At 48.8% G+C, this 20110-nt stretch carries 19 protein-coding genes; all 19 read left to right on the forward strand.

Annotated features, from left to right (window positions below):
- Positions 1-211: 211 nt before the first annotated feature.
- The 19 genes from Q365_RS0118680 (at position 212) to fliN (ending at position 20024) form a co-directional block, all read left to right on the forward strand.
- Positions 212-1354: a flagellin gene (locus Q365_RS0118680; protein ID WP_028024766.1), complete on the forward strand. Its 1143-nt coding sequence runs from the start codon at positions 212-214 to the stop codon at positions 1352-1354.
- 442 nt (positions 1355-1796) lie between these two features.
- On the forward strand, positions 1797-2936 hold the full coding sequence (locus Q365_RS0118685) for a flagellin (protein ID WP_028024767.1): 1140 nt from the start codon (positions 1797-1799) through the stop codon (positions 2934-2936).
- A gap of 65 nt (positions 2937-3001) precedes the next feature.
- Positions 3002-3424 carry a flagellar protein FlaG gene (locus Q365_RS0118690; RefSeq protein WP_028024768.1) on the forward strand — a complete coding sequence of 141 codons (423 nt, stop codon included), beginning with the start codon at positions 3002-3004 and terminating at the stop codon, positions 3422-3424.
- Positions 3425-3440: 16 nt separating this feature from the next.
- Entirely contained in the window at positions 3441-4808 is a 1368-nt protein-coding gene (gene fliD / locus Q365_RS0118695; RefSeq protein ID WP_028024769.1) for a flagellar filament capping protein FliD, read from the forward strand.
- Positions 4809-4819: 11 nt separating this feature from the next.
- On the forward strand, positions 4820-5113 hold the full coding sequence (locus Q365_RS0118700) for a hypothetical protein (protein WP_028024770.1): 294 nt from the start codon (positions 4820-4822) through the stop codon (positions 5111-5113).
- A gap of 12 nt (positions 5114-5125) precedes the next feature.
- Entirely contained in the window at positions 5126-5530 is a 405-nt protein-coding gene (fliS, locus tag Q365_RS0118705; protein ID WP_028024771.1) for a flagellar export chaperone FliS, read from the forward strand.
- Positions 5531-5702: 172 nt separating this feature from the next.
- Positions 5703-7181 carry a sigma-54 dependent transcriptional regulator gene (locus tag Q365_RS0118710; protein ID WP_028024772.1) on the forward strand — a complete coding sequence of 493 codons (1479 nt, stop codon included), beginning with the start codon at positions 5703-5705 and terminating at the stop codon, positions 7179-7181.
- A 166-nt stretch (positions 7182-7347) separates the two neighbouring features.
- On the forward strand, positions 7348-8397 hold the full coding sequence (locus Q365_RS0118715) for a sensor histidine kinase (RefSeq protein WP_028024773.1): 1050 nt from the start codon (positions 7348-7350) through the stop codon (positions 8395-8397).
- Positions 8394-9809 carry a sigma-54-dependent transcriptional regulator gene (locus Q365_RS0118720; protein WP_028024774.1) on the forward strand — a complete coding sequence of 472 codons (1416 nt, stop codon included), beginning with the start codon at positions 8394-8396 and terminating at the stop codon, positions 9807-9809. The genes Q365_RS0118715 and Q365_RS0118720 overlap by 4 nt, the downstream gene beginning before the upstream one ends.
- A gap of 126 nt (positions 9810-9935) precedes the next feature.
- Complete coding sequence (gene fliE, locus Q365_RS0118725) at positions 9936-10247, forward strand: flagellar hook-basal body complex protein FliE (RefSeq protein ID WP_028024775.1); 312 nt, start codon at positions 9936-9938, stop codon at positions 10245-10247.
- A gap of 14 nt (positions 10248-10261) precedes the next feature.
- Positions 10262-12025 (forward strand): flagellar basal-body MS-ring/collar protein FliF, encoded by a 1764-nt coding sequence (gene fliF / locus Q365_RS0118730; RefSeq protein ID WP_028024776.1) that lies wholly within the window; start codon positions 10262-10264, stop codon positions 12023-12025.
- Positions 12018-13058, forward strand: a complete 1041-nt coding sequence (gene fliG / locus Q365_RS0118735; protein ID WP_028024777.1) for a flagellar motor switch protein FliG — start codon at positions 12018-12020, stop codon at positions 13056-13058. The genes fliF and fliG overlap by 8 nt, the downstream gene beginning before the upstream one ends.
- Positions 13059-13104: 46 nt before the next feature.
- Entirely contained in the window at positions 13105-14169 is a 1065-nt protein-coding gene (gene fliH, locus Q365_RS0118740) for a flagellar assembly protein FliH (protein ID WP_028024778.1), read from the forward strand.
- Positions 14153-15469, forward strand: coding sequence for a flagellar protein export ATPase FliI (fliI, locus tag Q365_RS0118745; RefSeq protein ID WP_028024779.1), 1317 nt, complete (start codon positions 14153-14155; stop codon positions 15467-15469). The genes fliH and fliI overlap by 17 nt, the downstream gene beginning before the upstream one ends.
- Before the next feature lie 7 nt (positions 15470-15476).
- A complete protein-coding gene (fliJ, locus tag Q365_RS0118750) occupies positions 15477-15923 on the forward strand; it encodes a flagellar export protein FliJ (protein ID WP_028024780.1) in 447 nt (148 codons plus the stop codon).
- 103 nt (positions 15924-16026) lie between these two features.
- On the forward strand, positions 16027-17985 hold the full coding sequence (locus Q365_RS0118755) for a flagellar hook-length control protein FliK (protein WP_028024781.1): 1959 nt from the start codon (positions 16027-16029) through the stop codon (positions 17983-17985).
- Positions 17986-18044: 59 nt separating this feature from the next.
- Positions 18045-18545, forward strand: a complete 501-nt coding sequence (gene fliL / locus Q365_RS0118760; RefSeq protein ID WP_028024782.1) for a flagellar basal body-associated protein FliL — start codon at positions 18045-18047, stop codon at positions 18543-18545.
- Positions 18546-18552: 7 nt separating this feature from the next.
- Positions 18553-19593 (forward strand): flagellar motor switch protein FliM, encoded by a 1041-nt coding sequence (gene fliM, locus Q365_RS0118765; RefSeq protein ID WP_028024783.1) that lies wholly within the window; start codon positions 18553-18555, stop codon positions 19591-19593.
- 41 nt (positions 19594-19634) lie between these two features.
- Positions 19635-20024, forward strand: coding sequence for a flagellar motor switch protein FliN (fliN, locus tag Q365_RS0118770; RefSeq protein WP_016960137.1), 390 nt, complete (start codon positions 19635-19637; stop codon positions 20022-20024).
- Positions 20025-20110: the final 86 nt, after the last annotated feature.

Here is a 20110-nt window from a genome sequence, read left to right on the forward strand (position 1 = left end):
TTACGAACACAATGAGAGTGTTTGTGATTAAGTTGTTGAAAATAAATAAAATAAATTATTGGCACGCAATTTGTATTAGGTTGAGCAAGTAAGTATCGCCTTGGTTGATACGTCCCTAATAACGAACTGAAGGCTGCTCCCGCTAGTAATCGGAATTATTTGTCGCGGGTAGGCTGTTTCGCAAAGTACGCGAAAGTCAAAGGAGAGCAAAATGGGTGTAACAGTTAACACCAACGTGTCTGCGATGACTGCGCAGCGTTACCTGAATAAGTCGACAAATGATCTTAATACGTCGATGGAACGCTTGTCGTCTGGTAGTCGAATCAACAGCGCAAAAGATGACGCTGCGGGTCTGCAGATCTCAAACCGACTCATTGCCCAAACCCGCGGCTTAGATGTCGCCATGCGAAACGCCAACGATGGTATCTCCATCGCGCAGACCGCAGAAGGTGCGATGCAAGAATCGACCAATATCCTGCAACGTATGCGTGACTTGTCTTTGCAGTCCGCTAACGGCGCGAATGGTAGTGCCGAGCGCGTGGCAATTCAAGAAGAAGTGGGTGCACTTCAAGATGAATTGAACCGTATCGCTGAAACCACAGCTTTTGGTGGTCGTCGTCTTCTTAATGGTTCATTTGGTGAAGCATCATTCCAAATTGGCTCTGATTCTGGTGAAGCTATCATCATGGGGCTGACCAGTATTCGTGCTGATGACTTCCGCATGGGTGGTGCAGAGTTCACTGGCGCGACCGCCAAATCTGCAGGTTGGGAAGTGTCTTCTGCAGCATCAACGCTGACCATGTCTTTCGTAACGAAAGCGGGCGACACCATTAACCTGAATATCGAAACCGTCGCCGGTGATGACATTGAAGAGGTCGCTACCTTTATTAATGGTCAGTCTGATGAGAGTGTTTCAGCGTCAGTTGATGGCAACGGACAACTTCAAATTTTTATCGCTGAACAGAAATTAGAAGGCAGTATCACGTTTGGTGGTGGGCTTGCTGCATCATTGGGCTTGGTCACAGGCGCGGGTGCCGCGATTACATCTCAAGACATTGATGTCAGCGATGTTGGTGGCGCACAAATGGCCGTGGGCATTATTGACTCCGCCATGCAATATATTGACAGTCAGCGTGCGGATTTGGGTGCAAAACAAAACCGCCTGAGCCACACCATTAGTAACTTGTCGAATATCCAAGAGAACGTGTCTGCATCGAACAGCCGCATTCGTGACACGGACTTTGCGAAAGAAACGACCGAACTCACCAAAGGTCAGATTTTGCAACAAGCAAGTACCTCTATACTTGCGCAAGCGAAACAGTTGCCGCAAGCAGCGCTCAACTTGCTTCAGTAGTCGCTTTATGAGCAACTAAACAATAGAGCAGCAAGAAGCGGCAATCAATTGCCGCTTTTTTTATGCCATTTCCACGGCAATCTCCCGCTTTTTTCTCCGTATTTGTCCGCTCGTCATCACGTAATTAATTTCATTTCTTGTTTATCAACGCCACGTAAATTCTCCCTGCAGCTCAGTCTCCATCAGGGTTTTGAGGATATGCGTATTTAGTCATAGATAAATTTTTAAATTCAATCCTAAAGTTTTTCTCTCCGAGGGCGAAAACACTCATAGCACTATGATTTAACGGGTAAACCCAAGCATCATCAGGGTGTAAAAATATTAGGAAAAAAGGTGTAAAGGTTTTTCTTAATGTGCCGTTACATAGGGTGTGAGAGATTTAGAACTGGTTTTCCCTACATAGCTGGGCGGAAGCCGGACTTAGTACCGAAGGAGAATAGTTATGGCTATTACAGTAAACACTAACGTGCCCGCAATGACCGCTCAGCGCTACTTGAACAGTTCAACTGACTCGTTGAATGCTTCAATGGAACGTCTGTCTTCAGGCTTCCGCATTAACAGTGCGAAAGATGATGCAGCAGGTCTTCAAATTTCTAACCGCTTGATTTCACAGAGCCGCGGTCTTGATGTTGCAGTTCGCAACGCCAACGACGGTATCTCAATGTCACAAACTGCTGAAGGTGCGATGGAAGAAACCACCAACATCCTGCAGCGTATGCGTGACCTATCCCTACAATCAGCTAACGGTGCTAACGGTTCTGAAGAGCGTAAAGCGATTCAAGAAGAAGTTGTTGCACTCCAAGATGAAATTAACCGTATCGCAGAAACGACCTCTTTTGGTGGTGCGAAACTGTTGAACGGCACATTCGGCACCAAAGCATTCCAAGTGGGTGCGGACGCCGGTGAAGCTGTCATGATGGAGTTCAAAAACACCCGTGCTGATGAAGCGATGATGGGTGGTAGCACCTTCAAAGCAACAGTTGCAGCAAGTACTGACATGGCAGCATGGACAGCAACCGCTGGCTCAACGCTAAACATGGCAATTACTAACGCCGATGGCTCAACATCAACCATTAGCATTTCTGCTAAAGATGGCGATGATGTTGAAGAAATCGCAACTTACATCAACGGTCAAGCAGACAGCAAAATCTCTGCATCTGTGTCTGAAAATGGTGAGCTGCAAGTTGTTGCTGCATCAGGTTCTGACATTACCTTTACCGGTGCATTAGGCGCGTCTCTGGGCATGAACTCAGCGACTAAAGTGTCTGAAACCGTTAAAGATGTGGATGTGAGCACCGTGGGTGGCGCACAGAAAGCTGTTGGTCTAGTTGATAACGCAATGCAGTATATCGACTCACACCGTGCAGAACTGGGTGCGAAGCAAAACCGCTTGAGCCACACCATTGCAAACTTGGATAACGTTAACGAGAACGTGAGTGCGTCTAACAGCCGTATCCGTGACGTTGACTTCGCGAAAGAGACGACGCAGTTTACGAAATCTCAAATCCTGCAGCAGTCTGGTACGTCTATACTTGCACAAGCGAAGCAGGCTCCTTCAGCTGCATTGAGCCTGTTAGGATAATAGAGATGTAGCAGATGACGGTGAGTCGCCTCTCACCGTCAATAGCTAACAGGAGGTGAAGAAAGATGGACATATCATCCGTTTCGACGTCATCCCTGTCTCAAGTGACTCCACAGTCCGGCACAAAAGTTGCTAGCAGTAAAGAATCTGTGGGGGGGACTAAACCCGAAATCACGAACCAGCAACAAATGGCTGAGAGTGCTGAGAAACTCGCCAAACGTCGTGTAGAACAAATCGACAGATTTGAAAGCACACAGAAGGTACAGCAGGAACAGCTTGAAATGCTGGTAGAGCGACTAGATGAGTTTGTGTCTACCTTTAACAAAGGCTTATCATTTCGATTAGATGAGGATTCTGGAAAAAGTATTATCACTGTTTATGAAATGAGTAGTGGCGATATCATTAGACAGATCCCTGAAAAAGAAATGTTAGAGCTAGCACAGCAACTTTCCCTTCATTCAAGGGGGCTTGTTGCAGAAAAGGTATAAACGAGGTGGGTAAGTAATGGGTTTAAGCGCAACAGGCCTTGGCAGTGGAATGGACATAGGTTCCATGGTCAGCAAAATTGTTGAGGCAGAGCGCGCGCCCAAGCAAGAGCGTATTGCTAAGAACATGAATGATGTTGAAACTAACATCAGTGCTTACGGTAGGCTTAAAACTTCCCTCGATACGATGAAAGATCTGATGTATGACTTTCGCCGTAGCAATACCTTCGCGTCGCGGAGCACGGTTTCAGATAATCCAGAAACCGTCTCCGCTTCCGCTGACCATCAAGCCGTTACCGGCGTATATTCAATCGATGTTCAACAACTCGCCCAATCTCATAAATTGGTGTCTGACGGATTAGATGCCAAAGCAGATTTCGGCGCAGGTAAGCTTACGCTAAATCTCGGTGGACGTTCGGCGACCATTGAAATAAAGCCCGAAGAAAGCACCTTGTTGGACATTGTCCGTACCATTAACAAACATCCATCCAACCCAGGTATCAAAGCCTCTGTTATTAACGATGACAGTGGCGCACGTATGATCTTAGGGGGGGATAAAACCGGCGCAGACAATCAACTCGCTGTGACAGTGAACGCGCCCATCACGAGTCCGCTGCAGGCGTTGGCGTTCAACCCAGCCAGTCAGAACAATGCGATGAACGAAATGCAGGCCGCGAAGGATGCACGCATTTTGATTGACGGTTTGGCATTGGTGTCGAGTGAAACCAATACATTTTCTGATGCAATACGTGGTGTTGATATCGAAGTGTCGAAAGTGACGACGGCCGAAGATGGGCCTGTCACCGTGAACGTCGATGAAGACCGTGATACCGTTAAGGCGTCATTGGAACAATTTGTCGATGCTTACAACGCTTTCTATCAAGTGACCAAAGCGTTGTCGAAATATGACCCTGAAACTCAGCAAGGTGGCCCCTTAGTGGGTGACAGTGTGATTCGCTCTGCAGTGAATCAAATGCGTTCTTTGTTTTCGACGCCGATAGAAGGTGCGCCTGATTCGTTGAAAACCCTGAGTGAGTTAGGGCTTTCTACGACAATGGACGGGCGACTAGAAATTAACAACTCGATGTTAGATAAACAGCTGACGCAAAATTTTTCTGCGTTAGAAGGTTTTTTTGGCGGCAATGATGGATTTGCTCGCAAAGTCGAAGAAGCTGTTCAATCATTTACTGGTGTAGCGGGTACGATTCGAAACCGCGAGAGCAGTCTTGGTGATCAGAGAGTACGTTTGCGTGATGAGCAAGAAACACTAGATCGCCGTATGGAAGATCTCCAAAACCGTACATTGAAGCAATTTTCTGCGATGGATAACGCCATGGGCGAGATGCAATCGCAGTTATCTGCCATGATGAATATCATGCCATCGTAAGGACGTAGGTCATGAGTTCACCAGTCGTGCGGTTAGAAGCAATAGACGATCAGTTACTTTCAGTGCTTTCTCAAGGTCAGGTTGACCAAGATGAAATGGCACAGTTATTGAGTGATCGAAAGCAATGTCTGGCAGAAATCACGATGTTGCCGGAAGCACCGGAAAAAGAAGCTTGGTCAGTCGCGATAGCGCGCACCGAGCATATATATAGTCTGATAAAAAGACATCGTGACAGTGCTGCAGCCAATGCCAGTTCTTTTCTTAAAGGGCGTAAGTCAGTACAACTTTATAAAAAATTCGAGTAGGTGAGGATTGTTATGAGAGGGTCACTTCAGGCCTACAAAAAGGTATCTGTCGATAGCCAATTAAGCGCTGCTTCACCGCATAAGGTGATACAAATGCTAATGGCGGGAGCGATTGAACGCCTGATCCAAGGTAAAGCTGCGATGCTACAAGGCGATATTCCAATGAAGGGAGAGCGTCTTGGGAAAGCATTGGATATCATTATCAGCCTAAGAACCTGTCTTTCTATGGATGATGGTGGTGAAATTGCTACCAACTTAGATGCACTTTACGATTTTATGATCCGTCAGATCTCTGAAGCTAACAGGGATAATCTCGATGCCCCGATCGATGACGTGATCGATATTTTGCGCGAAATTAAGTCTGCGTGGGATCAAATACCCGCTGAATATCACAATATTACTCAAGCAGACGCATAAAAACGCTTCATTTTCACTACAATAGAATCTGTCTTGGCACAAGAGTCACAGCTTTATGGTGTCTCTTGTTGCCTTATACCAAGCAATAACTACAATAGCTGGATTAATCGGTCGTGGAGCGCTCGTGCTCGTCGATGTCACAGATGGTTTTTGGGGCAGATATATCTCACACATGCAAGGTTTAACGAAGATTCTTGTAATCGAAGATGATGAAAAGTTTCGTCACGATGTAGGCGTTATCTTGGAGTTTATTGGTGAGCAATACCTGCTATGTTCAACCACTGAGCTAAATGATTCGCACTGGAAGCAGGCAGAGGGAGCCTGTTTCTTAGGTAATGTTCACTCACCTCAGCGTTTATCCCAGGTACTCGATAACCTGGCTATCAATAACCACATTCCGGTTATCGCGCTAGCAAAACATAAAACAGAATTGTCCGGCTTGCCTAACTTTGTTGGCGAGCTGGAGTTGCCGTTGAATTATCCGCAACTGTCAGATGCATTAAGACATTGTCAGGAATTCTCGGGTAAACAAGCATTTAACATTCCACAACTTAGCCGTAAGAACACTTTGTTCCGCAGCATGGTCGGTCGCAGTTCGGCCATCAGTGATGTCCGTCATTTGATTGAACAAGTGGCAGGTACCGATGCTAGCGTGTTGATTCTTGGTGAATCAGGTACGGGTAAAGAAGTGGTTGCACGAAACATTCACTACCATTCATTGCGTGGCAAAGGGCCGTTTGTGCCTGTTAACTGTGGAGCGATCCCACCAGAGCTACTTGAAAGTGAATTGTTTGGCCATGAGAAAGGCGCATTTACAGGAGCGATATCAGCCCGTAAAGGACGTTTTGAGCTTGCTGAAGGTGGCACACTGTTTCTTGATGAAATCGGTGATATGCCCCAGCCAATGCAGGTAAAACTGCTTCGTGTGTTGCAAGAGCGTTGTTTCGAGCGTGTGGGTGGGAATAAAACCATTCAGTCTAACGTGCGCGTTGTCGCCGCGACTCACCGTAATCTCGATACCATGATTGAAGAAGGCTCGTTCCGTGAAGATCTCTTCTATCGTTTGAATGTTTTCCCAATTGAAATGCCAGCGCTTAGAGAGCGAATGGAAGATATTCCATTGCTGATCCAAGAATTGATGACGCGCCTGGAATCTGAAGGTGGCAATCAGGTTCATTTAACACCGCGCGCTATCGCATCGTTGGTTGAACATGATTGGCCGGGTAACGTTCGTGAGTTGGCGAATCTTATCGAACGCATGGTTATTCTGTACCCGGGTCAAATGGTTGATGTAAACCGTTTGCCGAAGAAATACCGTTACAGTGATATTCCCGAGTTTCAGCCCGAGCAGTTTGTTCATGTTGAAGATTGTGAAGCCATGGAGCGAGAAGCGTTGCATGCGGTCTTTGCGATGGATGATTTTGAAGAAGACATGCCTGGTTTTGCGCCGACTGCAGCACCGACAGGGTTACCTCCAGAAGGCGTTGATCTCAAAGCGTTACTTGCTGATCTCGAAGTTGATATGATTCGCCAAGCTTTGGAGGCGCAAATGGGCATTGTTGCTCGCGCAGCGGATATGCTTGGTATGCGCCGCACGACATTGGTCGAAAAAATGCGCAAGTATAGTCTCACCAAAGAAGACATTGCTTAACCTCACAGCGCGATAACTTGTTCAATTAATAAGCGAAGTCAAAAAAATGACTTCGCTTTTTTATTGCCTCAACCACTAACCTATTGATTCTATTTGTCTATTTATTGGCACATTTTCTGCTTAGTGCTGTTCAGCGTCAGAAATATAGAGCTGAAAGTATAGGATCATGGAAGCCAAAAATTCGCCACTCGGAACCGTCGATCAACAGGTTCTACGATACAAACAAGTGCTAGATGTGATGCCTGCGGGTGTCATCTTGCTTGATCCTTTCGGCCGCGTCGCTGAAGCCAATCCCGAAGCACACCGTTTGCTTGGTGCACCGCTAGAAGAAGAGCGGTGGGTGGATGTGATTAATCGAGCGTTTTCACCGCGAGAAGACGATGGTCACGAGGTCTCACTCCGTGATGGTCGCCGTGTGAAACTTGCCATATCAGCATCAGCCTCTGGTCAGCTGATATTGATCACTGATATGACAGAAACACGTTTACTGCAATCTCGATTCAGTGACCTTCAGCGTTTATCGTCGCTTGGGAAAATGGTCGCGTCGTTGGCACATCAAGTGAGAACGCCACTTTCGAGCGCACTGCTATATGCCGCCAATTTAGGTGCCGCAAATCTCAATGAGCCAACCCGAAAGCGTTTTCAGCTCAAGCTGGTGGACAGGCTTCATGATCTCGAAAAACAAGTGAATGACATGCTGTTGTTCGCGAAGGGCGGTGACAACAAAGTGGTCAGTCACTTCACCTTGGAGCATCTGCTCAACGAATTTGAACCCATGGTCGAAGCGTTGGTGAGCAACCAAAACGTCGACTTTGCAATCAATTGCGATGATGAATCTCATCAACTGCTTGGCAACGTGAATGCGCTCGCCAGTGCATTATCCAATTTGGTGGTGAATGCCATTCAAGTGGCGGGTAAAGACTGCAAAGTGGTGGTTGATGTGCGCGAGATGGGGGGACAGATATTTCTGTCCGTCGCTGATAACGGCCCGGGAATCGCCGAAGAACTACAAAGCAAAATACTTGAACCTTTTTTCACAACGCGACAGCAAGGCACTGGCCTTGGGCTTGCCGTTGTACAAATGGTCTGCCATGCGCATAAAGGCAGGCTGACATTGCAATCTCAACCGGGACAGGGTGCCTGTTTTACACTCTGTCTGCCATTGGCAGAACATATCGATATCGAGCAGCAACAGGTATCAGGAGAAGCACAATGAATCAAAGCAAAGTACTTATCGTTGAAGATGATGAAGGATTGCGTGAAGCCTTAGTTGATACACTGGCCTTGGCGGGTTATCAGTGGGTGGAAGCAGACAGTGCGGAGCAAGCTTTACTGCTGCTTAAGCAAGAAAGCGTTGATATTGTGGTTTCTGATGTCCAAATGGCCGGTATGGATGGCTTAGGGCTGCTGAGAAATATCAAGCTTAACCATCCCAAGCTGCCTGTTCTATTGATGACGGCCTACGCGAACATTCAAGATGCGGTTGCCGCCATGAAGGAAGGCGCCATTGATTACATGGCAAAACCTTTTGCACCAGAAGTACTGTTAAACATGGTGAGCCGATACGCCCCGGTGAAAGCGGATAACACCGATGCGGTTGTGGCGGATCCAAAAAGTCAGGCTCTCATTGCGCTGGCTGACAAAGTCGCTAAGACAGATGCCAATGTGATGATATTGGGGCCAAGTGGTTCCGGTAAAGAAGTCATGGCACGTCATATTCACCGCCAATCGTTGCGAGTGAATGGCCCGTTTGTCGCAATCAACTGTGCGGCTATTCCTGAAAACATGCTTGAAGCGACCTTATTTGGTTATGAGAAAGGCGCATTCACCGGCGCTGTTCAAGCGTGCCCAGGTAAATTTGAGCAAGCGCAGGGTGGCACCATCTTGCTTGATGAAATCAGCGAAATGGACATGTCCCTGCAAGCCAAGTTGCTGCGTGTGTTGCAAGAGCGTGAAGTTGAGCGCTTGGGAAGCCGCAAGAGCATCAAGCTAGATGTTCGTGTGCTGGCAACCAGTAACCGAGATCTTCGTCAGTACGTCGAGGAAGGTAACTTCCGTGAAGATTTGTACTACCGCCTGAACGTATTCCCAATTTCATGGTTACCGCTTTGTGAGCGTCCGGGCGATATTCTTCCATTGGCCGAACACCTGCTTCAGCGCCATTGCAGCAAGCTAGGCCAACCTGCGCCAACGCTTGAGCCTTGCGCGGTAGAAAAGTTGGGGATGTACCGCTGGCCGGGTAATGTTCGTGAACTCGACAATGTCATGCAACGCGCATTGATCCTTTGTCAGCAAGACAAAATACTGGCGAACGATATTTTGCTTGAAGGCATTGATTGGCAAGACGCTGGGAGCCTACAAACCTTGGTGGCACGTAATGATGTCGCCGAACCCCGAATTCAGCCGCAAGCTATCCCAACCAAATTACCGATGGCAAACACCAGCAGCGATGCAAATGAAAGCCTGGGTGGTGAACTGCGAGAGCAAGAGTTCGCGATTATTCTCGATACCATCCGTGCCTGTGAAGGGCGTCGGAAAGACGTCGCTGAGCGATTAGGCATCAGCCCGAGAACCTTACGTTATAAGCTCGCCAAGATGCGTGATGCGGGAATCGACATTCCGCAGTAAAGCGATGCTTTTTAGTCAGTTAATGCGTATAATTTTTTGGCGCATAAATTGCATAAATAATAGTCAGATGAACCGCAAGCCTTTATACGGCGTAGATTGCCAAAGTTTTGACAGTGAGGATGGACCATGAAAATCAACCCGATGCAGCACGAAATGCAAGCAATGGCATTAGACGCGCAGAATGTGGGTCGCCCTGCCACTGGCCAGCAAGTCTCACAAGATTTTGGTGAACTCTTGTCTACTGCCATTAACACGGTCAATGGCTTGCAAAAATCGTCAGGAGAATTAGCAACGCGTTTTGATCAAGGTGACCGCAGCGTCAGCTTGGCGGATGTGATGCTAGCGAGAAACAAATCAAGCGTGGCGTTTGATGCAACCGTCCAAACACGTAATAAGCTCGTTGAAGCTTATAAAGAATTGATGAACATGCCTGTATAAGTTAGGAAGTAACCGTGGCAGACGATAGTGATAAAACGCAACTAGCCGTATCAGATAACGCCGCAGCATTGCCGATGGCGTCTGATGGTGGCTCTGCGTTACAAGATCCTGATTTAATGGAACGTGATGTTTCGCCCTCCAGTGGTCCACTGGGAGGCATAGATATCGCGCGTCAACTGATCTTGGTTGCATCTGTTGTAATCTGCCTAGCCTTGCTAGCACTGCTGTTTATTTGGGTGCAGGAGCCGGAAATGCGCCCGCTCGGTTCCTACGAGACCGAAGAGCTGATCCCAATCCTCGACCACCTCGACGCACAGAAAACCGACTATCAACTGGAAGGCAATACTATTCGCGTTCCAGTGAAAGAATACTCCAGCATCAAACTTAACCTCAGCCGTGCGGGTCTCAACGCAGCACGAGAAGAGGGCGACGATATATTGTTGCAAGACATGGGCTTTGGTGTCTCTCAACAACTTGAGCGTGAGCGTCTTAAGCTGAGTCGCGAGCGTCAACTTGCCGCCGCTATTGAAAAAATTCGTGCTGTTAGCAAAGCACGCGTCTTGCTGGCCATGCCAAAGCAAAGTGTGTTTGTTCGCCACAACCAAGAAGCCTCTGCCACTGTTTTTCTTACCGTGCGTGGTACCACCCAGTTGGGACAAGAAGAAGTCGATTCCATTGTTGATATGGTGGCCTCTGCTGTTCCGAGCTTGAAACCTTCTCGTGTGACGGTAACAGACCAACACGGCCGTTTGCTCAGCTCTGGCAACGAAAGTTCGATGGCCTCGCAACGCCGCAAAGAATATGAGTTGGAGCGCAAGCAGGAACAAGCGCTTCGCGAGAAAATTGATTCGATTTTGATCCCCGTTCTTGGGTTGGGTAACTACACCTCACAAGTCGATGTCACCATGGATTTCAGCGCGGTCGAAGAAACCCGTAAGCGCTTTGACCCAGCGACGTCATCAACGCGAAGTGAATACACTCGTGAGAACTACAACAACAGCGATTACGTGGCGGGTATCCCAGGTGCTTTGAGTAATCAGCCGCCCGCTGACGCAGCAATTCCTGAAGATGTACAAGATTTAAAGAATGGTGGCGCAGGTGACAAAGGCTCATTGAGTCGAGAAGCTACGCGAAACTATGAACTAGACACGACGATCAGCCACCGCCGCGCGCAAACCGGGACAGTCGCGAGACAAACGGTGTCAGTGGCAGTGGATTATATTTCAAGTGCGAACCCTGATACGGGCGAGATCACCCGTACACCCGTCGGCGAACCTGAGCTTCAGAAGATCCGCCGTTTATTGATTGGTGGTGTTGGTTACTCAGAAATGCGCGGTGATGTGCTTGATGTGATTGCCGTACCGTTTGCGATTCCAGAAGTGGAAGCGCTGGGTGAAGTGCCGATTTGGGAACATGAGAACTTCAATGACTGGGTACGCTGGCTTGCCGCTGCGCTGGTTGTGATTGTTGTGGTCTTGGTGCTGATTCGTCCGGCCTTGTCGAAACTGATTAACCCAGCAAAAGAAGACGATTCTATGCTTGGGCCTAATGGCGAAATGCTGGGCCCTGATGGTTTGCCGCTCAGCCCTGATGATGACATCGGATTGATTGGTGCGGATTTGGATGGCTCTGGCAGCTTTGGCATGAGCTCGTCCAATCTCAATTTGCCTGATTTACATAAAGACGAAGACCTGCTCAAAGCTGTTCGAGCGTTGGTTGCTAATGAACCAGATCTTGCTGCGCAGGTCGTGAAAAGCTGGGTGAGTGAAGATGGCTAGAGATGATGATAACGGGTCGGGTAAAGAATTCGACATTACCCAACTGTCTGGGATTGATAAAGCAGCCATTTTACTGCTGAGTCTCACTGAGCAGGATGCCGCCAGTATTATTCGACATTTAGAACCTAAGCAGGTGCAAAAGGTGGGCGGTGCCATGACTCAGATGAAAGATCTGAGTCAGGAAATGCTTGCAGCAGTCCATCGCGGGTTTCTTGAAGATATTCAGCGCTTCACGTCTATTGGTATGGGCAGTGAAGACTTCGTGCGTAATGCCTTAATGGCGGCACTGGGCGAAGACAAAGCTAACAACCTCGTTGATCAAATCTTGTTGGGAAGCGGATCGAAAGGTCTCGACTCGCTCAAATGGATGGACCCACGTCAGGTGGCGACCATTATTCTCAACGAGCACCCTCAGATTCAAACCATCGTGCTTTCTTACCTAGAGCCCGAACAGTCTGCGGAAATCTTGACGCAGTTTGCAGAACGAGATGCGCTCGACCTTGTCATGCGTATTGCCAACCTTGAAGAAGTTCAGCCAGCGGCATTGCATGAGTTGAATGAAATCATGGAGAAACAGTTTGCGGGTCAAGCAGGCGCGCAAGCGGCCAAAATTGGTGGCCTGAAAGCAGCCGCAGACATCATGAACTACATGGACAATGCACTGGAATCGGCGTTGATGGAGCAAATAGGCCAGAACGACGAAGAAATGGCCTCGCAAATTCAGGATCTCATGTTCGTGTTCGACAACCTGTCGGACGTCGACGACCGTGGTATTCAGGCGATCCTCAAAGATGTTCCGCAAGAAGCCCTTCAAAAAGCCCTCAAAGGTGCAGAAGAAGGCTTACGCGACAAGATTTTTGCCAACATGTCCAAGCGTGCTGCCGAAATGCTGCAAGACGATTTGGAAGCCATGGGGCCTATTCGTGTGTCCGATGTAGAAGCAGCACAGAAAGAAATTCTTTCTGTCGCACGTCGACTGTCCGACGCTGGCGAAATTATGCTAAGTGGCGGCGGTGCGGACGAGTTCCTCTAATGACGCGTCATCAGTTAGAGAAATCGTTTAACGGTAAGGTAGTAACATGGGCTTAGATCGTCGTCGTGGATACATTCGTGCTACGGAAGAGCAAGACAGCGCCTTAGAGCGTTGGTCTTTACCCAGCTATGGGGACGAAGAATGCACACCGAAAGAAACGGCGCTGAACTATGACCCAAGCTGGGAGCCACCTGAGCTTGTTGACGAAGCGGCTGAGCCAGAATTTGAACTGACAATGCTAACCGCTGATGCGTTGGAGGAAATCCGACAATCCGCAGTTGATGAAGGCATTGAAGAAGGGCGCACAGCCGGATACAACGAAGGCCGCGAAACGGGCTACGAAGAAGGCAAGTTATCAGGCTTCGAAAAAGGCAAAGAAGAAGGCTACCAGCAAGGGCTGAGTGACGGGCAACAATTGATTGAAAATCGTTGCCAACACCTCGACGCCATGCTTGAAAAGCTGGCTTTTCCGCTGGTTCAAGTGGATCACCAAGTGCAACAACAAGTTGTCGATATGGTGGTGCACCTTGCTAAGGCCGTGATTCAAACTGAAGTGACGACCAATCCCCAAATCATCCTCAATACCTTGCGTGAAGCCGTGAACGCGCTGCCAATGGCAGGCCGACAAATCACGATTTACTTACAGCCTGAAGATCTGGATGTGGTGATGAATGCCTATAGCGAAGCATCATTACGCGATCGCGAATGGCGTTTAATTGCCGAGCCTGCTTTGAACCGTGGTGATATCCAAGTCGCGTGTGGTGACTCCATGGTCGATTACCGCATGGAAGATCGTACGAAACAGATATTGGCGCGTTTTCTTGGGCAAAATGTTTCCCGTGACCCAGAAGTACCCGACGATCAGCCCGAGGTGATTCTTGGTGCCGATAAAGTCGTGAGCGCTGACGCGACACAAGACACCCCAGAGAGTGATGTATTAGCCGAAGATTCGACGGCCGACAATGCAAAGGTTCAAGATTCAATCGTTGATGAAGAAGCACAGCCTGCAACCATTGAGGCAGACACTTCATCGGCTGCGCCAATAGAAGAACCATCAGATAACACTTCCCCACAAGGTGACGCCGGAGAGCATGATGGCCAGCCTGTCTGAAAGACTTGATGCACTCAACCTCGACAATCTGTCTATGCGTCCGGTTGCCTCTGGCAAACTGGTGCGTGTGGTTGGTTTGACGCTAGAAGCCATTGGCTGCCGCGCGCCTGTGGGCAGCTTATGCAAAGTCGAAACCCTTAAAGGCAACATCGAAGCGGAAGTGGTTGGATTTTCTGGTGATACCTTGTACTTGATGCCAAGCGAACAAATATCCGGTGTGATGCCCGGCGCACGTGTCACACCAATGACCGAAGAGCAGGGCATTCCTGTCGGTGTCGAATTGCTAGGCCGAGTCATTGACGGCGTGGGCAATCCCCTTGATGGGCTGGGCGAGATTTTTACAGGTCAAACGGCATCGTTTACGCCTGCCGCGATTAATCCACTGGCAAGAAAACCTATCGATACACCGCTCGACGTGGGCATTAAGGCCATCAACGGTTTGCTCACTGTGGGCAAAGGCCAGCGTATAGGTTTGTTTGCCGGTTCCGGTGTTGGTAAATCGGTCACGCTTGGCATGATGACGCGAGGCACCACCGCACAAGTGGTGGTGGTGGGTTTGATTGGTGAACGTGGACGAGAAGTTAAAGAATTCATTGATGAGATTCTCGGTGAAGCGGGACGAGAGCGCGCCGTTGTGATTGCCGCGCCAGCAGATGCTTCGCCTCTTATGCGTTTAAAAGGCTGCCAAACGGCACTAACCATCGCCGAATACTTCCGCGATCAGGGTTTAGATGTGCTGTTGCTGATGGACTCGTTAACCCGTTTTGCTCAGGCGCAACGTGAGATTGCGTTGTCGGTCGGCGAGCCGCCAGCCACAAAAGGTTATCCACCTTCTGTATTTGCAAAACTGCCTGCGCTCGTAGAACGCGCGGGAAATGGCGATGAAGGTAAAGGGTCAATCACGGCTTTCTTCACTGTGCTTACCGAAGGTGATGATTTACAAGATCCGATTGCCGATGCGTCGCGAGCGATTCTTGATGGACACATTGTCTTGTCGCGTGAAATGGCGGATGCAGGGCATTACCCCGCAATTGACGTGGAACGTTCGGTCAGCCGAGTCATGCCAAATATCGTGACAGATGAGCATATGCTGATGGCGCGTGCCGTGCGGCAAATTCTCTCCGTTTGTCGAAAAAATCAGGATTTAGTGTCCATTGGCGCGTATAAACCGGGAACCGATCAAGGCATTGATCAGGCGTTTACGTTGAAGCCGCGCCTTGATGGTTATCTGCAGCAAGGCATGAAAGATGTGGTGCCTTATGATATGTGCGTTAACATGCTGCGCTCGTCGCTACAGTAGGTGAAATATGTCTTCTAACGCCATGAGCTTATTGATAGAACAAGCCAAAAACACTGAGCATCAGGCACATTTGACCTTGGTTTCTGCGCAGCAAGAGTTGCAAGGCTATTACGTGCAGGTCGAGCAGATTGAACACTATCGCCTTGAGTATTTTCGCCAGATGTCAGAGCGTGGTCAGCAGGGTTTAAGCGCCAGTAGTTATGGCCACTTGAATCGATTTATCGTTCAGCTTGATGAAACGCTGGCAAAACAACGCCAAGCGGCAAGCGAGTTTGAAGATAATGTTGAGCGTTGCCGCGAACATTGGCAGCAATGTCGACAGAAAACGCGCTCCCTTGAATGGCTCATCGAAAAACGCCTCAACGAAGAAAAAATGCGGGCTGAGCGGTTAGATCAAAAACAAATGGATGAGTTTGCCACCCTCGCGTATGCCCGTCAGAAGGCTCGCTACTAAGTCTATTCCCCCAATTGGCCTGATAATTGCTTCATACTTTGTAACGAATGGTCAGCCACTATGTGCAGGCCTCTAACAGCAAAGTTTCTGAAGCGGGATCACTATGAACCAAAGCAGTTTCTTACTCTCAGGCGTTTCAAGCAGTAAAGCCCCTCTTGGCGAAGGCAAAGCCGTTTTGTCTCCGGAAGTTTCTGAAAGTGAAGGCGAAGGATTTTTCGCTCAACTTGCGCAGTTGGTTTCTGGTGATGGTGAAACGCCAGATTTAGCAAGCGATGCGGCGTTGGCGAAAGGCGATGCTGTCAGTGAGGAAGCCATTAGTGATGTCTTGCTGAAAAGCATGGCAACGGGAGAAGGTGAAACTGCTGGTGAAGATGCCGATATTTTGGCGCTCGAGGGAGAAAATCTTGACGCTGAAGGTGAGTTGACCGATGCAGTTGACGGTAAGTTAGCAAACAGCAAGGTCAGTGAAGATGCGGCATTGGCGTTAAAAAGTGAACAGCCGAAAGAGAAATCGGATTCCCCCGCGACACAGCAATTTGCTAAGCAAGATGGCGAAGCGCTCTTAGCACGTCTTAACGAATCTAATCAGGCATTGAAAAGCAATGTTAACCCTGAGGCCAAAGGCGCTGAGTTATCCGGTGACGAAGCCAAAACCGTGCTAGAAGGCAAAAGTTTGCCGTCTGATGCTGACGCTGAAGCCGTGGCCAAGCAGGCTGTCTTTGCCCAGCAAGGCATGAAGCAAGTTAACGAACAAAATGCGCTCGTGGAAGAAACGATCGTGAATTCAGAAAAGCCCGTGATGAAAATGGAAAACGGGCAGCCAGTCGCCATGAAATCATTGGTGTCTGATGCAGAGAAAGCGGCGCTAACGGAACACGTCTTGTCTGATGCTGATCTGAAACCAGAGATGCTGAGTGAAGATAGCGTGAATCTACAATCTGGTTTGGGTGTAGCGAAAGCAGCGGTTGATACCGTCACACCTGAGCAACTGGCAGCGTCAGCACCAGACAGTTTGTCTGTCGCGGAACGTGCTGCCTTAGCCGCGGCAATGGCAGCGCCTGGCGCGATAGTGGCTAACAGTGAAGCGAAAGCGACGATACCCACGGTAGAAGGTGATGTTTCACCGGAAATGCTAGCGAAAACCGGCGTGCCGTTTGAGTTGCTGCCAAAAAGTCAGCAAGAGGCAATGATGAGAGCGCAAGCTGCTTCATTGCCCGCGGATGGTGATTCCGCTTCTTTGCTTAATGAACTCGGTCCACGCGGTGTCGCCGCTCAATCGCAAGTGAATATGACACAAGCCGCAACAGCGGTGCAGGCGGCAGTTAACCCGATGACGGCGCAAGGGCAGGCCACGACCGCCATGTCTGCTTTTGCAGCAATTCCATGGACACCAGCAGTGCAGGGCGAGATTCAACCTAAACTCACGTCTGGTAATCCGGCGTTAGATGCAGCGACAGCAAGTGCCATTTCGGAAACGACGCGCTCTGGCCCAGAAGCGAAAACAGATCAATTGGCACAGCAACTCGCAACAAGTTTTGGTAATCAAGGTTCGACAACAGCGGCACGTTTAGACACAACCGTTGCACAGAGTCCCCTTCAAATGAGCCAAAACCAAGCAGAAGCGGCTAACGCACTGTCTGAGCGAGTGAATGTGATGCTGTCTAAAAACCTCAAGCATGTTGATATTCGCCTCGACCCACCGGAACTTGGTCGCATGCAGATCAAGCTCTCGATGAATCAAGATCAAGCCAACGTGCAATTTACGGTGGCAAATCAGGCGGCTCGTGAATTGGTGGAGCAATCTATGCCACGCCTTCGTGAAATGATGCAGCAACAAGGTTTGCAGTTGTCGCAATCGTCTGTACAGCATCAAGATGCGGGTGGTCGACAATCCTTCGCAGGAAGCCAAACCCAGCAGGGTAATGGGCAAGGCGGTTCGGGTGGACAAAGTGATTCATCGTCTTTAGGTCGCGGAGAAGGTGATCAAGAGATAGATCGTTCAAGTGTTAACCATGAGCTCTACGTCAACTCATCAAAAGATCGCGTTGACTATTATGCTTAATGTAGCATTCTCAATGCGTATGTTTTGAAAGTGGAATTCGACTAAATAAAAGGTGAGTCATGGCAGATGAAGATATCGAAGCAGGTGGCGGCGGCGGTGGTAAAAAGAAACTCATTATTATCATCCTTGCAGCGGTCTTGTTACTGGGTGGTGGTGCGGGCGCCTTTTTCTTCTTGATGGGAGATGATGGCTCAGCACAACAAGAAGATATCGTGATTGAAGAAGCCGAACCGGTGAACCTTCAAGCGATTTATGTGACCTTGCCGCAACCGTTTGTCTTTAACGTCACGGGAGACTCGCAACAAAGATTGGTACAAGTGAATGTCCAGTTGATGGTGCGTGGCGACAAGAACGAAACATTGGCGAAGCAGAATTTGCCGCTGGTTGAACACAGTTTGCTAACGACGTTTGGCGCTGCAACCGTGGAACAACTGCGAACGCCGCAGGGACAGGTGGAAGTCCGAAAACAAGCTGTCGATACCGTTCAGGCATCGATGGAAAAAGTCACCGGCAAAACAGTGGTTGAGCGGGTGTTGTTTACTGGCTTTGTAATGCAATAGGTGCGATGTGACCGATCTTCTCAGTCAAGACGAAATTGATGCGCTTCTCCATGGTGTGGACGATGTAGAAGATGATGAACCCGATACGGACGGTGGCGATGTCGCTGCCGCCTCCAATTTCGATTTCTCATCACAAGACCGTATAGTCCGTGGGCGAATGCCCACCCTGGAGCTGATTAACGAGCGTTTCGCACGTCATATGCGGATCAGTTTGTTTAACATGCTGCGCAAAACGGCTGAAGTGTCGATTAATGGCGTTCAGATGGTGAAATTTGGTGAATACCAAAACACCCTGTTCGTCCCAACCAGTTTGAACATGGTGCGCTTCCGTCCTTTAAAAGGGACGTCATTGGTGACCATGGAAGCGCGTCTGGTATTTATATTGGTGGAGAACTTCTTCGGTGGCGATGGTCGATTCCATGCGCGTATCGAAGGGCGCGAGTTTACGCCTACTGAGCGTCGTGTCATTCAAATGCTATTGAAACTGGTCTTTGAAGATTACAAAGATGCTTGGGCGCCGGTCATGAAAGTAGAGTTTGAGTACCTCGACTCTGAAGTGAACCCTGCGATGGCGAACATCGTGAGCCCAACAGAAGTGATTGTTGTGAGCTCGTTCCACATCGAGTTGGATGGTGGCGGTGGTGATTTCCACGTGGTCATGCCTTACTCCATGGTGGAGCCTATCCGCGAATTACTTGATGCGGGTATTCAAAGCGACAAGATGGATACCGACCTTCGTTGGTCAAAAGCGCTACAAGATGAAGTGATGGACGTGGAAGTTGAGTTGACCGCCAAGCTGTTGGAAACACAACTTTCATTGCGTGATTTGATGGAACTGGAAGCTGGGGATGTGATTCCAGTGAAAATGCCAGATGCATGCACGATTTACGTTGAAGACTTACCGACGTTCCGTGGGAAAATGGGGCAAGCAAATGACAACCTTGCCCTTAAGATCACCGAGAAATTGAAACGCCCTGAAGTGGCGAAAAGCGACATCGTACTGTTGGGTGATGATCTTGACGAATTTGATCGCTCCGATGATGACTAATGCGATGACAAATAATAACAAACACGATGTGGTAGATAATCATGAGTGACGTAGAAGACGATTGGGCTGCAGCACTGGCTGAACAAGCAGAAGTTGAAGGTGGAGACGACGTTCAAACAGCGCCGCTAGATGAATTGGTTGATGAGGCTCCGCCGATCAACGCCGATGAGGCCCGTAAGCTCGACGCTATTCTCGATATTCCGGTGACCATTTCCATGGAAGTGGGTCGTACCAATATTAACATTCGAAACTTACTGCAATTGAACCAAGGTTCGGTGGTTGAGTTGGATCGCCTAGCGGGTGAATCGTTGGATGTTTTGGTTAACGGTACCCTTATTGCTCACGGTGAAGTTGTTGTCGTCAATGACAAATTCGGTATTCGATTGACGGACGTTATAAGCCAAACAGAGCGTATTAAAAAGCTTCGTTAAACGGCTAACCCCTTAGATTTTCAAAAAAAGGGGCTCACCAAAATACCTCAATAAAGCATGCTCATTTCGGCGTGCTTTTTTTTCGG

This window comes from Enterovibrio calviensis DSM 14347 (assembly GCF_000621165.1).
Classification (GTDB): Bacteria; Pseudomonadota; Gammaproteobacteria; order Enterobacterales; family Vibrionaceae; genus Enterovibrio; species Enterovibrio calviensis.